Source organism: Streptomyces sp. NPDC001843, assembly GCF_042891955.1.
GTDB lineage: Bacteria > Actinomycetota > Actinomycetes > Streptomycetales > Streptomycetaceae > Streptomyces.
Genome location: NZ_JBIATQ010000004.1, coordinates 47,285 through 62,731, shown reverse-complemented (window position 1 = coordinate 62,731; position 15,447 = coordinate 47,285). Strand labels below are relative to the sequence as shown.

15 protein-coding genes and 1 pseudogene are annotated in these 15,447 nt (G+C 72.3%); 8 read left to right on the top strand and 8 right to left on the bottom strand.

Annotation, left to right across the window (positions count from 1 at the left end):
- Positions 1–165: 165 nt before the first annotated feature.
- Positions 166–1,314: a hypothetical protein gene (locus ACFYZQ_RS11710; protein ID WP_389144930.1), complete on the bottom strand. Its 1,149-nt coding sequence runs from the start codon at positions 1,312–1,314 to the stop codon at positions 166–168.
- Positions 1,315–1,588: 274 nt separating this feature from the next.
- Between ACFYZQ_RS11710 and ACFYZQ_RS11705 the strand changes: the two are divergent.
- A pseudogene (locus ACFYZQ_RS11705) lies at positions 1,589–2,465 on the top strand (hypothetical protein); the annotation flags it as partial.
- A 120-nt stretch (positions 2,466–2,585) separates the two neighbouring features.
- Here the strand turns inward: ACFYZQ_RS11705 and ACFYZQ_RS11700 are convergent.
- Complete coding sequence (locus ACFYZQ_RS11700; protein WP_389146206.1) at positions 2,586–3,023, bottom strand: DUF4442 domain-containing protein; 438 nt, start codon at positions 3,021–3,023, stop codon at positions 2,586–2,588.
- Positions 3,024–3,108: 85 nt separating this feature from the next.
- Here ACFYZQ_RS11700 and ACFYZQ_RS11695 point away from each other — a divergent pair, with 85 nt between their 5' ends.
- Positions 3,109–4,116 (top strand): hypothetical protein, encoded by a 1,008-nt coding sequence (locus ACFYZQ_RS11695; RefSeq protein WP_389144927.1) that lies wholly within the window; start codon positions 3,109–3,111, stop codon positions 4,114–4,116.
- A gap of 37 nt (positions 4,117–4,153) precedes the next feature.
- Here ACFYZQ_RS11695 and ACFYZQ_RS11690 read toward each other — a convergent pair whose 3' ends face one another.
- Together ACFYZQ_RS11690 and tuf are read right to left on the bottom strand one after the other, a co-directional pair.
- Positions 4,154–4,945, bottom strand: a complete 792-nt coding sequence (locus tag ACFYZQ_RS11690; protein WP_389146203.1) for a spermidine synthase — start codon at positions 4,943–4,945, stop codon at positions 4,154–4,156.
- A gap of 106 nt (positions 4,946–5,051) precedes the next feature.
- Positions 5,052–6,233 (bottom strand): elongation factor Tu, encoded by a 1,182-nt coding sequence (gene tuf / locus ACFYZQ_RS11685; protein WP_389144925.1) that lies wholly within the window; start codon positions 6,231–6,233, stop codon positions 5,052–5,054.
- A 336-nt stretch (positions 6,234–6,569) separates the two neighbouring features.
- Between tuf and ACFYZQ_RS11680 the strand changes: the two genes are divergently transcribed.
- On the top strand, positions 6,570–7,379 hold the full coding sequence (locus ACFYZQ_RS11680; RefSeq protein WP_389144922.1) for a TVP38/TMEM64 family protein: 810 nt from the start codon (positions 6,570–6,572) through the stop codon (positions 7,377–7,379).
- 58 nt (positions 7,380–7,437) lie between these two features.
- On the opposite strand, the gene ACFYZQ_RS11675 is transcribed toward ACFYZQ_RS11680, so the two are convergent.
- The 3 genes from ACFYZQ_RS11675 to ACFYZQ_RS11665 are packed head-to-tail and all read right to left on the bottom strand — an operon-like array spanning position 7,438 to position 10,234.
- The gene (locus ACFYZQ_RS11675; protein ID WP_389144919.1) at positions 7,438–8,160 is read right to left on the bottom strand and encodes a cupin domain-containing protein; all 723 of its coding nucleotides are present in this window, start codon (positions 8,158–8,160) and stop codon (positions 7,438–7,440) included.
- Positions 8,154–9,089, bottom strand: coding sequence for a PmoA family protein (locus tag ACFYZQ_RS11670; RefSeq protein WP_389144916.1), 936 nt, complete (start codon positions 9,087–9,089; stop codon positions 8,154–8,156). Before ACFYZQ_RS11670 ends, ACFYZQ_RS11675 begins: the two co-directional genes overlap by 7 nt.
- Entirely contained in the window at positions 9,086–10,234 is a 1,149-nt protein-coding gene (locus ACFYZQ_RS11665) for a Gfo/Idh/MocA family protein (protein WP_389144913.1), read from the bottom strand. Before ACFYZQ_RS11665 ends, ACFYZQ_RS11670 begins: the two co-directional genes overlap by 4 nt.
- Positions 10,235–10,502: 268 nt before the next feature.
- On the opposite strand from ACFYZQ_RS11665, the gene ACFYZQ_RS11660 reads away from it, so the two are divergent.
- The 5 genes from ACFYZQ_RS11660 (at position 10,503) to lnt (ending at position 14,609) form a co-directional block, all read left to right on the top strand.
- Positions 10,503–11,378, top strand: a complete 876-nt coding sequence (locus ACFYZQ_RS11660; protein ID WP_389144910.1) for an undecaprenyl-diphosphate phosphatase — start codon at positions 10,503–10,505, stop codon at positions 11,376–11,378.
- A gap of 95 nt (positions 11,379–11,473) precedes the next feature.
- On the top strand, positions 11,474–11,653 hold the full coding sequence (locus ACFYZQ_RS11655; RefSeq protein WP_389144907.1) for a hypothetical protein: 180 nt from the start codon (positions 11,474–11,476) through the stop codon (positions 11,651–11,653).
- Positions 11,654–11,681: 28 nt separating this feature from the next.
- On the top strand, positions 11,682–12,272 hold the full coding sequence (locus ACFYZQ_RS11650; RefSeq protein ID WP_389144905.1) for a chloramphenicol phosphotransferase CPT family protein: 591 nt from the start codon (positions 11,682–11,684) through the stop codon (positions 12,270–12,272).
- A gap of 61 nt (positions 12,273–12,333) precedes the next feature.
- Entirely contained in the window at positions 12,334–12,819 is a 486-nt protein-coding gene (locus ACFYZQ_RS11645; protein ID WP_389144902.1) for a nuclear transport factor 2 family protein, read from the top strand.
- 161 nt (positions 12,820–12,980) lie between these two features.
- The gene (gene lnt, locus ACFYZQ_RS11640; RefSeq protein ID WP_389144899.1) at positions 12,981–14,609 is read left to right on the top strand and encodes an apolipoprotein N-acyltransferase; all 1,629 of its coding nucleotides are present in this window, start codon (positions 12,981–12,983) and stop codon (positions 14,607–14,609) included.
- Here lnt and ACFYZQ_RS11635 read toward each other — a convergent pair.
- Positions 14,524–15,438 (bottom strand): Gfo/Idh/MocA family protein, encoded by a 915-nt coding sequence (locus ACFYZQ_RS11635; RefSeq protein ID WP_389144896.1) that lies wholly within the window; start codon positions 15,436–15,438, stop codon positions 14,524–14,526. The genes lnt and ACFYZQ_RS11635 overlap by 86 nt on opposite strands.
- Positions 15,439–15,447: the final 9 nt, after the last annotated feature.

Here is a 15,447-nt window from a genome sequence, read left to right as displayed (position 1 = left end):
GCAAGCCCGTCAAAGTGCCCGGGCGATTCACCCGGCACTCATCTCTCCGCAACGCGGCGGGCCGCCGGGCCGCGCTGTGTTAAATCCCCATGTCCGCCGCTCCGTGGCTCGATCGGGGCACCGGCCCCGGGAAACCCTCGACAACGCAATTCCTGGCGTAAACCCCTATCCGGGAAAGTTGTCGTAAATCCTTGAAGTAACGGCCGGTAACGTCCCTCCCGGGCGGCGCGGGCCGCTTCGGCCGAAGGCCGGCATGACGGTCGTCGGGCCGTCGGCGGCACCCCAGGTCGCACGAGGAAGGGGGATGCCGCTGTCGTCGCACCAGTTCTTGGCCAGGAGCAAGGTGACGACCAGTGCGAGGGCGGTGAGGCCGACGCCGACCAGCAGGGCTTTGCGGCGCCTGCCCCGGGAGACGGTGCGTTGACTTCCACCGGCCGCCGGGTGGGCGGCCCGGGACGTGGGTGGCCTCTCCTCGGCAGGGCCACGCACCTCGCGCGAGTCGAGGTAGCGGCGGGCACCCCAGCCGAGCACGGCTTCGGCGAGCAGTGCGTCCAGGCCGTCCTCGAAGTGGCTGAGTTGCTCGGCGGCGTGGCGGCAGTAGCGGCACCCCACCAGGTGCCGCTGCACATCGGGCAGCAGCACGCCGCCCCGGCGTACGGGGATCTCGAGCAGACGGTTGTAGAAGCGGCATTCCTTGGTGGGCGCGAGTTCCCTGTGGGCCCGTACACAGGCAACCCGGAATTGTGCGCGAGCCCGCACCAGAGCGGCGGAGGCGGTGGCGGTGTCGACCCCCAGCAGACTAGCTGGTATGTTTATCGGTTCCGCCTCGACCTCGGTATGCCAAAGAAGGCATTGAGAGGATCCCGGAAGCGCCCGGAATGCACGCTCGGCGAGTTGGCGCCTTTCGGGCGTGCCGGGCATCGCCGCGCGTAGACCGCGGCCACCGGTGGGCTTGCGCAGTTCCGGCAGGACTATCGGAATAACGTCGTCGGCCGCCCAGTTCCGGACCGTTTCCCGCACGGCCGCCAGGAGCTGCGGGCGCAGCGCGCCGCCGACCGCTCCGCCCGCCAGCCGTCCCAGCACCCGGCTGAAGGCGGAGGTGGCCACCAGCTGGGCGGAACTCGACATGGACGCCAGGCAGATGACCGCATAGTCGCAGGTCGCGCGCCAGTGCCGGGCCAGCAGCAGGGCGACCGCACGATGACTGTCACCGCCCGGGCCGTGCAGCTGGGCGACCAGGTCGCGGTCGGAATCCCCCGGGGTGGATCCCGGACGCGGCGGGTACGGCGGGGGTGGGGGGTGAGGGGGTTGCACTGGACCTTTTCCTTCCGGGCCGCAGGACGGCACGGGAAATGCGCGCCCTGCGGAAATCAGTGCCTGATTGGTGCGTACCTGGGGATCGGCCTTCCTCCGTGGGCCCGGCCGCACCCCTCCCGCGGGAGGCTCACCTTCGCACACGCGCCTCACAGGAAACAAGAAGTTCGAGTGACTCAAGTTCAGGGTGCGGGAAATCCCGCAGAGTTACCGCCGGTATCCGCACCCGCTTTCGAGATCCGAGGTGGCAGAAGCGTCAACGAGTGCCCCTCGAATGCGCGATGACACCCCGTTCCCACATGTTTCTCCCGCACCCCGCCCGGCGTGGGTGCGCAAGGCCGTGACCCCGGCCGCCGGGCTCGGCACCCGCTTTCTGTCCGCGCCGAAGGCGACGCCCAAGGAGATGCCGCCGGTCGTCGACAAGCCGGCCATCGAGTCCCGCCGCGGCGTCCGTGGTGACCGGACGTCACAAGCGCGCCGTGGAGGAACACTTCGAGGATGCCCACGAACTGGGCCAGGCCCTTGCAGCCAAGGGCGACGCCGTGCACCGACTGGGCCGAGCGGTGGCGTGCGTGTGTGTGCCGACCGTGGGAGCGAGGCCGTCCGTGCCGGGAGGGGCGGCGGGCCGCACGCCCGCTCCGGTGGCGCCCGGGCCGGCTGGCCGCGGCGTTCCGCCCGGTGCCGTGCCGGGGTCACGCGACGCCGGCCTGTGCGCCCGTCGGCACGTCGGCGACCAGCCTTTCGCCGTGCTCCTCGGCGACGACCTGATCGCCTGCGCGAGCCCCTGCTCAGCCGCATGCTGGACGTTGGCGACCGGTACGCCTGCAGCGTGGTCGCCCTCGTGGGGGTCGATCCCGCGCGGATCCACCTGTATGGCTGGGCGGCGGTCGAGCCCACCGGCGAGGGCGACGCCGTGCGCGTCACCGGCCTGGTGGAGAAACCGTCACGCGAAACGCCCCGAGCGCCTACGCGTCATCGGCGTCACGCCCTCGACCCGGCCGTCTTCAGCGCCCTGGAGCGCGCCCCGCCCGGCCGGCTGCGCCACGGCCCCGACGACAAAGGCAGACTACCTGCGCACGGTGGTCCGCCCGGCCTGCGACCGGCCGGACCTCGGCCCCGGATGCGTGGCCCGGCTCAGGGAGTTCGTCGCGGGGCTGGAGGGCGACGGGGCGGCGCGGCGGAAAGAGCGGCGCGCGGCCTGGGCGTCCCCGGAGTCCGCCGTCGAGTCCCGGGGCCGCCGTCGAGTCGCAGGGTCCGCGGTCGAGTGCGGGTCAGCCGCCCGGCCGCAGGGTCCAGACCACGGTCATCTCCCCCGTGACGGCGCCGTCCTCCCGCTGGATGGCGACGGTCACCGGGAACTCGGGGCGCTTGCCCTCGTCGAGTTCGGCGACCACGTCCGCGGCGGGGCGGCCGAGGGTCGCGGTGGCCTTGACCGGGCCCAGTGCGATCTTCTTGAACGCGATCTGGGCGGAGACCGGGAGCGGCACGGCGCGCGCGAGCTGGTCACCGAAGGCGGCGAGCACGACGGCACCGCTGGCGGACTCGCCGAGGGTGAACATCGCTCCGGCGTGCGGCCCGCCGACGTGGTTGCGGTACTCGCTCTGGTCCGGCAGGGACAGCACGGCCCGCTCCGGGGTGGTCTCGAGGTACTCGAGATTCAGGGTCCGCACCATCGGCACCGTTGCGGCCAGCAGCTCGCCGATCGACATCTGGTCTGCGCTCATGACCGCATGTTACTCACGAGTAGCCGATCCTGGCCAGAGCTCGCGCGCCACGCCATTAGGGTTACGTGCCATGTGGCCAGGACAGCAGCCGCCCGGGGGCGAGCAGAACCCGCAGAACAACCCGTACCGGCAACCGGGTTACCAGCAGCCGAATCCCTACCAGCAGCCCGGCTACCAGCAGCCCAACCCGTATGCGCAGCAACCGCAATGGGGGACGCCCCCGCCCGTGGGTGCTCCGCTTCCGCCGCAGGGTGGAGGCGGGGGTGACAACCGGACGAAGGTCGTCGCCATCGTCGCCGCCACGGCCGTGGTGGTGGCCGCCGGTGTGACCGGATTCCTGGTGCTCGGCGGCAAGGACGACAAGGCCGACGACGGCGCGGCGAAGGACGACGCGAGCCGGTCGGCGTCGGCGTCCCCGGACCCGGGCGGCTCCCCGTCCGGGGCGGACGCCGATCCGCGGGGCGCGGAGACCCAGAAGCCGACGATCGCGGGCTGGAAGGTCGTCGTGAATCCCAAACGGGGCGTCGCCTTCGACGTGCCGCCCGACTGGGAGGTGCAGCCCCCGGGTGCGGGCATCGGCATGGAGGACCACAAGACGGGCAAGCCGATCGCCTTCATGACGGGCACGGCCCTGTACAAGTCCAAGTGGTGCACGTCCGACGACGACAAGGACGGCCGCACGGACGACACAGAGCTGGGCGCGGCCGGCACCAAGGGCGCCAGCGGCGCGAAGAACACCGACGTCGCCGCGTTCAACGCCGTGGGCTGGTGGGTCTACGGCGGTTACACCCAGCCCGACGACAAGAGCCTCACCCTCGACAAGAAGGCCACGAAGTTCACGACGGATTCGGGCATCGAGGGCAGCTACGCCTGGGCCCGGTCCCACAACAGCCCGCAGAAGGGCAAGTCCAAGTGCGCCAGCGACGGCAAGGCCGTCAGCTTCGGCTTCAAGAACTCCGCCGGGGACTTCGTTTCCTGGATCCTCTACGGGGCCACAGGCGTCAACGGAGAGATCCCGGACAAGACCATCATGAAGATTATGAGTACCGTGCGCCTGTCCGGTGACCCCACGGGGTGATGCGACCGGCCCCGTCCGCCCCGGAACGGACGGCACGTCAGCCGATGCCGAACGCTCCGTCGGGGGGCTCGGGTGACGGCACGGCGTCCTCGTCCCGTACCGGCCGGGCGTCGCCGATGAAGTCCCTCAGCCCCGGGCCGTGTGAGACCCGGGCCGGGAAGGCGTCGGAGGCGGTGCGGCGGGCCAGGGCGGCCGTGTCCAGCGGGTGGTGCGCCGCGACCAGGACGGCGTTGCCGAACCGGCGGCCGCGCAGCACACCCGGCTCGGCTATCAGCGCCAGTTCCTCGAAGACGGCCGCAAAGGTGGCGAGCTGCGAGCGGAGGAAGGCGAACGGCGTGGCGTCCGCGAGATTGGCGAGATAGACCCCGTCGGCGCGCAGCACACGGGCCGCCTCACGGGCGTAGGCGAGCGAGGTGAGGTGCGCGGGCACCCGGGAGCCGCCGAAGACGTCCGCGATCAGCACGTCCGCCGAGCCGGCCGGGGCGGACTCGAGCCAGGCGCGGGCGTCCGCGGCGTGCAGCGCGATACCGGAGCCGTCCGGGAGCGGCAGGTGCTCGGCGACGAGCTCCAGCAGCCCCCGGTCGGCCTCCACGACGTCCTGCCGGCACCCGGGCCGGGTCGCAGCGAGGTACCGGGGCAGGGTGAACGCGCCGCCGCCGAGGTGCAGCACGTCCAGCGGTCGTCCCGGCTCGGCGACCGTCTCCAGGACGTACCCGAGCCGCCGCGCGTACTCGAACTCCAGATGCGCCGGCGCGTCCAGGTCCACGTACGACTGCGGCGCCCCGTCGACCGTGAGCAGCCACGCCCGCTCCCGATCGACGTCCGGCATCAGCTTGACGGTACCGTGGTCGGTGACCCGGGAGATGGGTATCGGCTCGGCGGGTGTCGGCTCGTTCACCTTCCCATTGTGCCTAGTGCGAGGCGGTCACTTGTGCCTAGTGCACAGCCGTCACCGTGCCCGCCCCGACCGTCCTGCCGCCCTCGCGGATCGCGAAGCCCAGCCCCGGCTCCAGCGGCACCTCGCGGCCCAGCTCCACGGTCATGGCCACCGTGTCCCCGGGCCGCGCCACCGCCGCCTCACCGAGGTCCACATCGCCCACGACGTCCGCCGTGCGGATGTAGAACTGCGGCCGGTACCCCGTGGAGAGCGGCGTCGCACGTCCGCCCTCCCGCGTCGAGAGCACGTACACCCGCGCCGAGAACCGACGTCTGGGCACGACGCTCCCGGGCGCGGCAACGACGTGCCCCCGCCGGACGGCGTCCCGCGGCACCCCGCGCAGCAGCAGCGCCACGCTGTCCCCGGCCTGGGCCTCGTCCATCGGCTTGCCGAAGGTCTCCAGCCCGGTGACGACCGTCTCCACGGAGGCGCCGAGCACCTCGACCCGGTCGCCGACCCGCACCGTGCCCCGCTCGACCGCGCCCGTGACGACGGTCCCCCGCCCGGTGATGGTGAGCACGTTCTCCACCGGCAGCAGGAACGGCGCGTCCAGGTACCGCTCCGGCATGGGCACATACGTGTCCACGGCGTCGAGCAGCGCCTCGATGGACGCCGTCCAGCGCGGGTCGCCCTCCAGGGCCCTGAGGCCGGAGACCCGTACGACGGGGGCGGCGTCGCCACCGTAGCCGTGCGCGGTGAGCAGGTCGCGGACCTCCAGCTCGACCAGGTCGGTGAGCACGGTGTCCTCGCCGTCGTCGACGGCGTCGGCCTTGTTGAGGGCGACGACGATGTGGTCCACGCCCACCTGCCGGGCGAGCAGCACGTGTTCCGCGGTCTGCGGCATGATCCCGTCGAGCGCGGAGACGACGAGGATGGCCCCGTCGAGCTGGGCGGCGCCGGTGACCATGTTCTTGACGTAGTCGGCATGGCCCGGCATGTCCACGTGCGCGTAGTGCCGGGTGTCGGTCTCGTACTCGACGTGCGCGATGTTGATGGTGATGCCGCGCTCGGCCTCCTCCGGGGCCCGGTCGATGTGGTCGAAGGGCACGAACGTGCCGGCGCCGCGCTCGGCGAGGACCTTGGTGATGGCGGCGGTCAGGGTGGTCTTGCCGTGGTCGACATGACCCATCGTGCCGATGTTCAGGTGTGGTTTGGTGCGTACGTACGCCGTCTTGGGCATGACTGAGTACCTCGAAGCCTCTGTGTAGAAGAGTTCCAGGAGAGATGGGGACCCCGAGGACTCGCCGACCCTCCCCCTGCGGGGTCCGCCGGACTTTCCGGAGAGGGTCAGCTTCGGGCGCCGTCGACAGCGGCCAGGAAGATCGGGACGGCAGCCTTCGGGGCATCCGCGACCGCGGATGCTGCGAGGAGGAAGGCGTACCGGAACATGACGCAGATCATGGCTGACGCTTCGTCGCACGTCGAATGGTTTTTCGGGCGCTGCACGGCCCCGGGTCGCGGGCAACGGACAGGTTCCATACGGCGATCACACGCGTTCGTCGGTTAATGTCACCGAATGCTCGATGCCACCAACCGCTCTGGGGGCACCGCCACGGCCTCTCCCCGGGCCGCCGCCTCGGAGCTCGCGATCGCCGTCCCCACGGCCGCGACCGCCGCGCCCCTTCTGTCCGTCCGGCCCGCGGGCCCGTCCGGCTTCGTCGCCCGCTGCACCCGAGCGCTGCGCTCGCCGTGGTCGCGGCTGTCGCTGCTCCTGGTGCTGCTCGCGGCCGCCGGGGCCTGCGTGCTGCTCTTCGAACCACAGCGGCTGATCACGAACGGCTGGCCGCCGCAGCTCGGCGGGGCCGCCGCGGCGGCCGTGTTCGCGGCCGCGTACGGGCTGTGCACGGTGGCCTTCGTGCCGCGGCCACTGCTGAACCTGGCCGCGGGCGCCCTGTTCGGCTCCCAGATGGGTCTCGGGACGGCGCTCACGGGCACCGTGCTCGGTGCCGGGGTCGCGTTCGGCCTGGGCCGGCTGCTCGGTCAGGACGCACTGCGCCCGCTGCTGCGCGGTCGCTGGCTGAAGGCGGCCGACGGGCAGCTCAGCCGGCACGGCTTCCGGTCGATGATGGTGGCGCGGCTCTTCCCCGGCGTACCGTTCTGGGCCGCGAACTACTGCGCCGCCGTCTCCCGTATGGGCTGGCTGCCGTTCCTGCTGGCGACGGCGCTGGGCTCGGTCCCGAACACCGCCGCATACGCCGTCGCCGGCGCCCGCGCCTCGGCGCCGACCTCGCCGGCCTTCCTGGTCGCGATGGCCTTGATCACCGTACCGGCGCTCGTGGGCACGGTGGTGGCCTGGCGCAAGCGGCACCACCTGCGCGCCCGCTGAAGTTCTGTCAGGGCCGGCGGCTTCCGCCGGCGACCCGCAGCCGTCGGCGCCGCTCTCCTCAGCCGGCTCCCGGGTACACGTCGAGCCGGCCGCACATTCCGAATTTCCCGTACTCCGACGGCTGCTCGGCCCGTACGACGGCACCGGTCAGATGCGCCGCGTCCCCCCGCTCGAGCCGGTCGAGCTGCTCCCCCGTAGCCGTAGCGGCGGCTGCCGCACCGCGCCGCCAGCGTTCGCGCCATTCGGCGATCCGGGGTCGTACGAGCGCGGCGGCGGCCCGGTGGAAGGCGGCCAGCCGCTCCGGGCCCGAGCCCTCACGCAGCGCCCGGTAGCCCTCCAGCGCCAGATCGCGCCGGGCGCGGGCGAGCCGCTCCCGCTCCTCCTCCGGCGCGTCGGCGGGGATGGCGGTGGCGGCGGCGTACACCGCCGGATCGGTCAGGTATTCCGGGGGCAGCGTGAGCACCGCGTCCCCCGCTTCGGGCAGCCCGCTGTTCTGCATGAGGACGGTGATGCGCAGGTCGTCCTCGTTGACGAGCCGGTGGACGGTGCCCGGCGTGAACCAGGCGACCGTGCCGGGCACGAGGGGCGTGACCTCGTACCCGGACGTCGTGAGCGTCTGCACGGCGCCCCGCCCGCCGGTGACCACGTACGCCTCCGAGCACGCCAGGTGCAGATGAGGAGTTCCGCCCCGGACGCCGTCGGCCGCGGGCCAGTCGTACACGCACAGCCGGGAGACGGCGACGCCGCCCGGCAGGCCGGCGAACTCCCCGCCGCTCACCACGGATGCGCCTCCAGGTACTTGGCGATCTCCGCCCGCTCCCAGGCCCCGTCCGCGACGACAACCCGGTAGCGCCGGCGCAGTGTGTCACCGGGGGCCAGTTCCAGCTCGTCGAAGAACGCCCAGGAGGGGGCGACGGCGGCGAACGGGTCGTTGCGTACGAACCAGTGGGACGGGTGGGCCCCTTCGGCGCCGAGGTGGTCGTTCTCGGGAGCGTGCGCGAAGACGAGCGTCGCGTGGCCGTCGGTGCCGTCGTGTTCGCCGGAGAAGGCCAGCCAGGGCGCCTGGGCCCCCATCAGGCCGGGGCCCTCGGTCTCGGGACCGATGATCCGGCCGTCGCGGAAGGCCCGCGGGCCGCGCCAGAACAGGCCCGTGTACCCGGCCATCGCACGGCCGGCGGTCGTCGGGCTGCCGAAGCGCAGCGGCTCGGCCCGCTGGTTGGTGATGGCGCTGGTCCAGGTCAGCGCCCAGGAACCCGACGCCGGGTCGACGTCGTGCACCTCGATCCGGCGCTCCTCCTCGGCCCACAGTTCACCGGTGTACGGGTGCCAGGTCAGCCGCTCCGCGATGACCACGCGGTCGTCGTGCGCGGCGACCTCGTCGAAGCCGACGTGCGCCATCGAGCCGACCCGCTCCGGGAGCGGCAGGTACCCCTGGCCGTGGACGTAGGAGTTGCCGCCCCAGAGGTTGGCTCCGGACAGGTGCGAGGCCGTCAGCTGCAGGCCCTTGTGCCAGCGGTGGTCGTTCGGCCGGTAGTCGGTGACGACGTCGCCGGCCAGCGTCCGGACCGGGTGGAGGTACGGCTTCGGCGCCTCCCAGGCGGCCTCGGGGCGGTACACGTAGGCGAGGAGTTCGACGCCGGTGCCCGGCTCGGTGACGGTGATGCGGTCACCGTGGGCGTGGACGACGCGCAGTCGGCTCGCACGGGTCACGCGGGCACCTCCTCCGCGACGACGGGCGCCCAGCCGGGCGCGCCCCCGTGCATCGCCGTGTAGAACGGGTCGCCGGGCCCGATCTCGCCCGCCCGCACCGTGGTGTCCGTGAACGCCGACTTGTACAGCGCGGTGATCAGTTCCAGGCTGGTGCGCCCGTCCGCGCCGCTGCTGCGCGGCCGCCGGCCCGCACGCATGCTGGCGACCAGCTCCCGCAGTTGCTCCAGGTGCGAACTGGGCACGTCGGGGCCGAAGTCCTGCCAGGCGGCGGCTTCGGCGGTCGGCACGTCGCGGGCCGGGGTGACGCGCCAGTTCTCGTTGCTGTGGCCGTAGAGGTGCGTGAGCTCGACGGTCGCGCGCTCGCAGTCGATGCGGATGCGGCTCACCTCGTCGGGGCTCAGCACGCTGTTGACGATCGTCGCCAGCGCTCCGCTCTCGAAGCGGACCAGCGCCGTGGAGACGTCCTCGGTCTCCACGTCGTGGACCAGCCGCCCGGCCATGGCACGCACCTCGCTCCATGGACCGAGCAGGTCGAGGAGCAGATCCATCTGGTGGATGCCGTGGCCCATGGCGGGCCCGCCGCCCTCGGTGTGCCAGCGGCCCCGCCAGGGCACCGCGTAGTACGCGGTGTCGCGGTACCAGGTGGTCTGGCAGTGCGCCACCAGCGGGCGCCCCATCGCCCGCTCGGCGATCAGCCGGCGCACGTGCCGGGAGCCCGAGCCGAAACGGTGCTGGAAGACGATCGACGCGTACGGGCCGCCGTCGGTACCCTCTTCCGCCTCCACGGCGTCGTAGTCGGCGAGAGTCGGCACCGGCGGCTTCTCGCACCACACCCAGGCCCCGGCGCGCAGCGCGGCCACGGTCTGCTCACGGTGCAGCGTCGGCGGGGTGCAGACGCAGACCAGGTCGGGCCGCTGTTCCTCGAGCATCCGGTCCAGGTCGGTGTAGGCGTGCGGGATGCCGGTCTCGGCGCAGAACGCCTCGACGGCGGCCGCGTCGATGTCCACGGCCGCGACGACCTCCGTCTCGCCCTCCTCGGCGAGCCGCGCCAGCGCGGGCAGATGGGATCCGCGCCCGATGGCGCCGGTGCCGATGACGGCGGCCCTGATGCGCCGGCCGGTGAGCGGGGGTGTGGGACGGGACATGGGCGTGATCAGCACCTCTCCGGACGACGGGCGCGCGCGGACAAGCGCAGCAAGCGCTTTCCCTTTCCGCTGCAACGTATGTGGCGACGACGCGGCCGGTCAACACCTCCGGCCCGGCCGGCCAGGTGAACCCCTGTGTCCGGCCCCTCGCAGCGGGACGGTACGCTGCCCTCCGCGACACAAGATCGCGACACAGGACCACCGCCGGACGACCGTCGGATCGCGCTCAACCTCCTCGGCCTTCTCAGCACTTGGACGTCACACCTTCATGTCATGGTTTGAATCCCTCGTCCTCGGACTCGTCCAGGGGCTGACCGAGTTCCTCCCCGTCTCCTCCAGCGCGCACCTGCGGCTGACCGCGGCCTTCTCCGGCTGGAAGGACCCGGGCGCGGCGTTCACTGCCATCACCCAGATCGGCACGGAGGCCGCGGTGCTGATCTACTTCCGCAAGGACATCGGACGGATCATCTCCGCCTGGTTCCGGTCGCTGGCCGACAAGGGGATGCGCCGGGACCACGACGCCCAGATGGGTTGGCTGGTGATCGTGGGCTCCATACCCATCGGGGTCCTCGGCGTGACCCTCAAAGACCAGATCGAGGGCCCCTTCCGCGACCTGCGGGTCACCGCGACCATGCTGATCGTGATCGGCGTGGTCATCGGCATCGCCGACCGGCTGGCGGCGCGCGACGAGACCGGCGGACGGCACCGGGCGCCCAAGCAGCGCAAGACGCTGGAGAACCTCGGCGTGAAGGACGGTCTGATCTTCGGCCTTTGCCAGGCCTGCGCCCTGGTCCCCGGCGTCTCCCGCTCCGGCGCCACGATCAGCGGCGGCCTGTTCATGGGCTACAAGCGCGAAGCGGCCGCCCGCTACTCCTTCCTGCTCGCCGTCCCGGCGGTGCTCGCCTCCGGGGCCTTCGAGGTGAAGGACGCGGTGGGCAGCGGGCATGTGGCGTGGGGACCGACCCTCTTCGCCACGGCGATCGCCTTCGCCTCGGGGTACGCGGTGATCGCCTGGTTCATGAAATACATCTCCTCGAAGAGCTTCATGCCGTTCGTCTGGTACCGCGTCGCCCTCGGCATCGTCATCATCGCCCTGGTCACAGCGGGTGCGCTCAGCCCGCACGCGGCCGAGTCGGCGAGCTGAGGCCCCACTCGGCCCGCCTTCCCGTGACCGACCACATACGGTCTGCGTAGCCGTGCGGTAGCGGACTGTCAGTGCTTGGCCCTAGGCTTGTCCGCGTGTCCCCCGATTCCACGACCCCTGGTTCCGTGCGGTCTGCTGCCGATCTGAACGAGCAGATCCGCGCCCTGTGGCTGCGCGCGGGCGGGTCCCTCTCGGCGCAGGAGCGGGCGGAGTACGAGCTGTTGGTGATCGAGTGGGCCGAGGCGATCCGGGACGGGGTGATCGAGGCGGCCTGACGGAAGGGCGGCTCGTACGATCCGGATCATGGAGCATCTCAGCAGTGTGCCGCCACGCCGGGGCCTCGTCGTCTTCCTCAACGGCACGTCCAGTTCGGGCAAGTCGACCATCGCGGCGGAGTTGCTGCGGATCCTGGACGAGCCGTACTTTCACATGCCCGTCGACGCGTTCCACGCCATGCGGTCGCGGGCCGAGATCGCGCCGGACCAGCTCTCCACCGTGCTCCACCGGACCTGGCAGGGCTTCCACCGTGCCGTCGCGGGTATGGCCGCGGCCGGCAACAACGTCGTCGTGGACCACGTACTGAGCGCCGAGTGGCGGCTGCGGGACTGCCTGGCGCTGTTCCCGGCACGTGATGTGGTGTTCGTCGGTGTCCACTGTTCCCCTGAGGAACTCGAGCGCCGCGAGCGCGAGCGCGGTGACCGGACGAGCGGGCTCGCCGCGCGGCAGCTGGCCCAGGTGCACGCCCACGGTGACTACGACATCGAGTGCGACACGGGTGTTTTGAACGCCCAGGAGTGCGCCCGCCGCATCAAGGAGTTCCTGCCGACGAGGCCCTTGCCGACGGCGTTCGAAAGACTGCTGTCCGCCGCGCAGGGGCCGATGCACTCACTCTGAGGCCGCAGGTAGTGCCGGCACGCCTCTTGGATCCGTGCGCCTGGTGCCCAACACTGTGTCGGTGACGCAGCGTGTGGAGCTCGCGACGGTGATGGACCGGCTGGCCGTGGACGGGGTGGTGACCGACTACGCGGTGGCCGTGGACGACGGCGACTGGACGGCGTACCGGGAGTTGTTCACGGCGGACGGGCGGGCCGACTACCGCAGCGCGGGCGGCATCGAGGGGGACGTGGGGCAGGTCGCCGGATGGCTCGCGGAGAGTCTGGGACTGTTCGCGATGCGCCAGCATCTGATCGTCAACCGGCGGGTCCGGTTCGGTCTTCTGGAGCGGGACACCGGGGACACCGCCCGGGTCCAGGCCGACTACCTCAATCCGATGCGGTTCGCGGGCGGCGACGGCGACTCCACCGCGCCGGACCTGGTGTGCGGCGGCCGTTACTCCTTCGGTCTGCTGCGCACGGCCGACGGCTGGCGGCTGCGCGAGGTGGTCGTCCAGGAGAAATGGCGTCGTCTCCCCGGCCCCCGCCCGGCACCGGTGGCTGGGTGAGCCCGGCTTCCGACCGGCACCGGTGGCGGGGGAAGTCCAGCTCCTGACCGGTGCCCGGCCGACGCACCCGGTGCCGGAAGGACGTGCGGTGCGCACACTGGAACCGTCCACCGGGAAATCGGTATGCACAGGCCGGCGCTCGCAGGGTAGAGAGGCGACGTATGAATACGTTCGACCGCTGGCTCGCCTCCCCATGGCGGCGATCCCTCACCGCCGTCCTCGCGGGTGCCCTTCCCGTGTTCGCCTTCCCCGAGCCCTCCCTGTGGTGGTTCGCCTACGTCGCGCTGGTCCCGTGGATCCTGCTCGCGCGCGCCGCACCGACCGGTCGGCGGGCGGCGTACGACGGCTGGTGCGGCGGGTTCGGTTTCATGGTGGCGGTGCACCACTGGCTGCTGCCGAGTCTGAACGTCTTCATCTTCCTGCTGGCCGCGCTGCTGGGTGCGCTGTGGGCGCCGTGGGGCTGGCTGGCACGCCGGTTCCTCGGCGACGGACCGGCGGGCGGCGGACCGGCGGGCGGCGGACCGGCGGGCGGCGGACCGGCGGGCGGCGCGCCCGGGCCCGGGCGGGTGACAGCCGCGCTGCTGGTGCTGCCGTCGGCCTGGCTGGCGGCGGAGCTGGTCCGTTCCTGGCAGGGGCTGGGCGGTCCCTGGGGCATGCTCGGCTCCACCCAGTGGCAGGTGGCCCCGGCGCTGCGGCTCGCCTCGGTGGGCGGGGTCTGGCTGCTCAGTTTCCTGGTGGTGGCGGTGAACGTGGCGGTCGCCGTGCTGGTGTCGGTGCGCGCCTCCCGGTTGCCCGCCGTGGCCTCGCTGGTGGCGACCGCCGCCGCGGCCTCCGCGGCCTGGATGTGGGCGCCGCGGCCCGACGTCGACGGCGGGGTGCGGATCGCGATCGTCCAGCCCGGGGTGATCAAGGGACCGACGGCACGCTTCGAGCGCGAGGAGGCGCTCACCCGACGGCTCGCCGGGAAGGGCGTCGACCTGGTCGTATGGGGCGAGAGCAGCGTCGGCTACGACCTCGACGACCGCCCGGACCTGACCCGTCGGCTCGCCGCGCTGTCCCGTTCCACCGGCGCCGACGTGCTGGTCAACGTCGACGCCCGGCGTTCCGACCGGCCCGGCATCTACAAGAGCTCGATGCTGATCGGCCCGGGCGGTCCGACCGGCGCCCGGTACGACAAGATGCGGCTCGTGCCGTTCGGTGAGTACATACCCGCCCGCTCGCTGCTGGGCTGGGTCACCTCGGTGGGCAAGGCGGCCGGCGAGGACCGGCGGCGGGGCAGCGAGCAGGTGGTGATGAACGTCGGGCACGGGTTGCGCGTCGGCCCGCTCGTGTGCTTCGAGACGGCCTTCCCCGACATGAGCCGCCATCTCGCGGAGGACGGCGCGGACCTCCTGCTCGGCCAGTCCTCGACGTCCTCGTTCCAGGACAGCTGGGCCCCGGAGCAGCACGCCTCGCTGGCCGCGCTGCGGGCCGCCGAGACCGGACGCCCGATGGTGCACGCGACGCTGACCGGTGTCTCCGCGGTCTACGGACCCGGCGGACAGCGGCTCGGCCCGTGGCTCGGCACGGACGCGAGCACGACCCACGTGTACGAGGTGCCGCTGGCACACGGCGTCACCCCGTACGTCCGCTACGGCGACTGGCCGGTGCACGTCGCGCTGCTGGTGCTCGCCGCCCTCTGCGTCGGCGAGGGGACGCTGACGGTCAGGCGGCGCCGGAGGAGGACTCCCGGACCGCACCTACCACCCGTTCGCACAGTTCATGGGTCGCCAGTGCGTCACGGGCGCTGACCACCTTGCCCTCCCGCACGGCCCCGAGGAAGGCCAGCACGGCCTGCTCGATGCCGCGCTGGCGGGCCACCGGCACCCAGTCGCCGCGCCGCCGCACCGTCGGCTGGCCCTTGTGGTCGATTATCTCGGCGAGGTTGACCACCTGGCGCTTTGTGTCCTGCCCGGAGACCTCGAGGATCTCCTCCGCCGAGCCGCTGAGCCGGTTCATGATGCCGAGCGCGGTGAAGCCTTCCCCGGCGAGCTGCAGGACCACATGGTGCAGCAGGCCGCCCTCCGTGCGGGCGCGGACGGTCACGTCCTCGATCGGTCCCGGCACGAGGAACCGCAGGGTGTCCACGACGTGGATGAAGTCGTCGAGGATCATCGAACGCGGCTCCTCCGGCAGCCCGATCCGGTTCTTCTGCATGACGATCAGCTCGCGCGGATGGTCGGCGCACTGCGCGTAGCCCGGGGCGTGGCGCCGGTTGAAGCCGACGGCGAGCGAGACGCCGCGCCGTTCGGCGAGCGCCACCAGCCGCTCGGAGTCGGACAGTTCGTAGGCCAGCGGCTTGTCGACGTACGTCGGTACGCCCGCCTCGAGCAGCCGGCCGACGATCTCCGGGTGCACGACGGTGGGCGCGTGCACGAAGGCGGCGTCGAGGTCCTCGGCGAGCAGCGAGTCCAGGGTGGGGTGCCGGTGTCCGGCCGGTAGGTGGAGGCCGTCGGCGACCCGGGCCAGGGTCGCGGGCGTGCGGGTGTGCAGGTGCAGGTCGACGCCCGGCTGCACGGCCAGCACCGGCAGGTAGGCCTTCTGCGCGATGTCGCCGAGTCCGATGCAGCCGACCTTCACGAGCGCTCC

Bases quoted from the DNA above. Each gene is read 5' to 3' on its own strand.
- ACFYZQ_RS11690 (WP_389146203.1), bottom strand. From the start codon at position 4,945: ATGCCGGACGTCGATCGGGAGCGGGCGTGGCTGCTCACGGTCGACGGG.
- ACFYZQ_RS11695 (WP_389144927.1), top strand. From the start codon at position 3,109: ATGTGGCCAGGACAGCAGCCGCCCGGGGGCGAGCAGAACCCGCAGAAC.
- ACFYZQ_RS11700 (WP_389146206.1), bottom strand. From the start codon at position 3,023: ATGTCGATCGGCGAGCTGCTGGCCGCAACGGTGCCGATGGTGCGGACC.
- lnt (WP_389144899.1), top strand. From the start codon at position 12,981: ATGAATACGTTCGACCGCTGGCTCGCCTCCCCATGGCGGCGATCCCTC.
- ACFYZQ_RS11680 (WP_389144922.1), top strand. From the start codon at position 6,570: ATGCTCGATGCCACCAACCGCTCTGGGGGCACCGCCACGGCCTCTCCC.
- ACFYZQ_RS11660 (WP_389144910.1), top strand. From the start codon at position 10,503: ATGTCATGGTTTGAATCCCTCGTCCTCGGACTCGTCCAGGGGCTGACC.
- ACFYZQ_RS11650 (WP_389144905.1), top strand. From the start codon at position 11,682: ATGGAGCATCTCAGCAGTGTGCCGCCACGCCGGGGCCTCGTCGTCTTC.
- ACFYZQ_RS11665 (WP_389144913.1), bottom strand. From the start codon at position 10,234: ATGTCCCGTCCCACACCCCCGCTCACCGGCCGGCGCATCAGGGCCGCC.
- tuf (WP_389144925.1), bottom strand. From the start codon at position 6,233: ATGCCCAAGACGGCGTACGTACGCACCAAACCACACCTGAACATCGGC.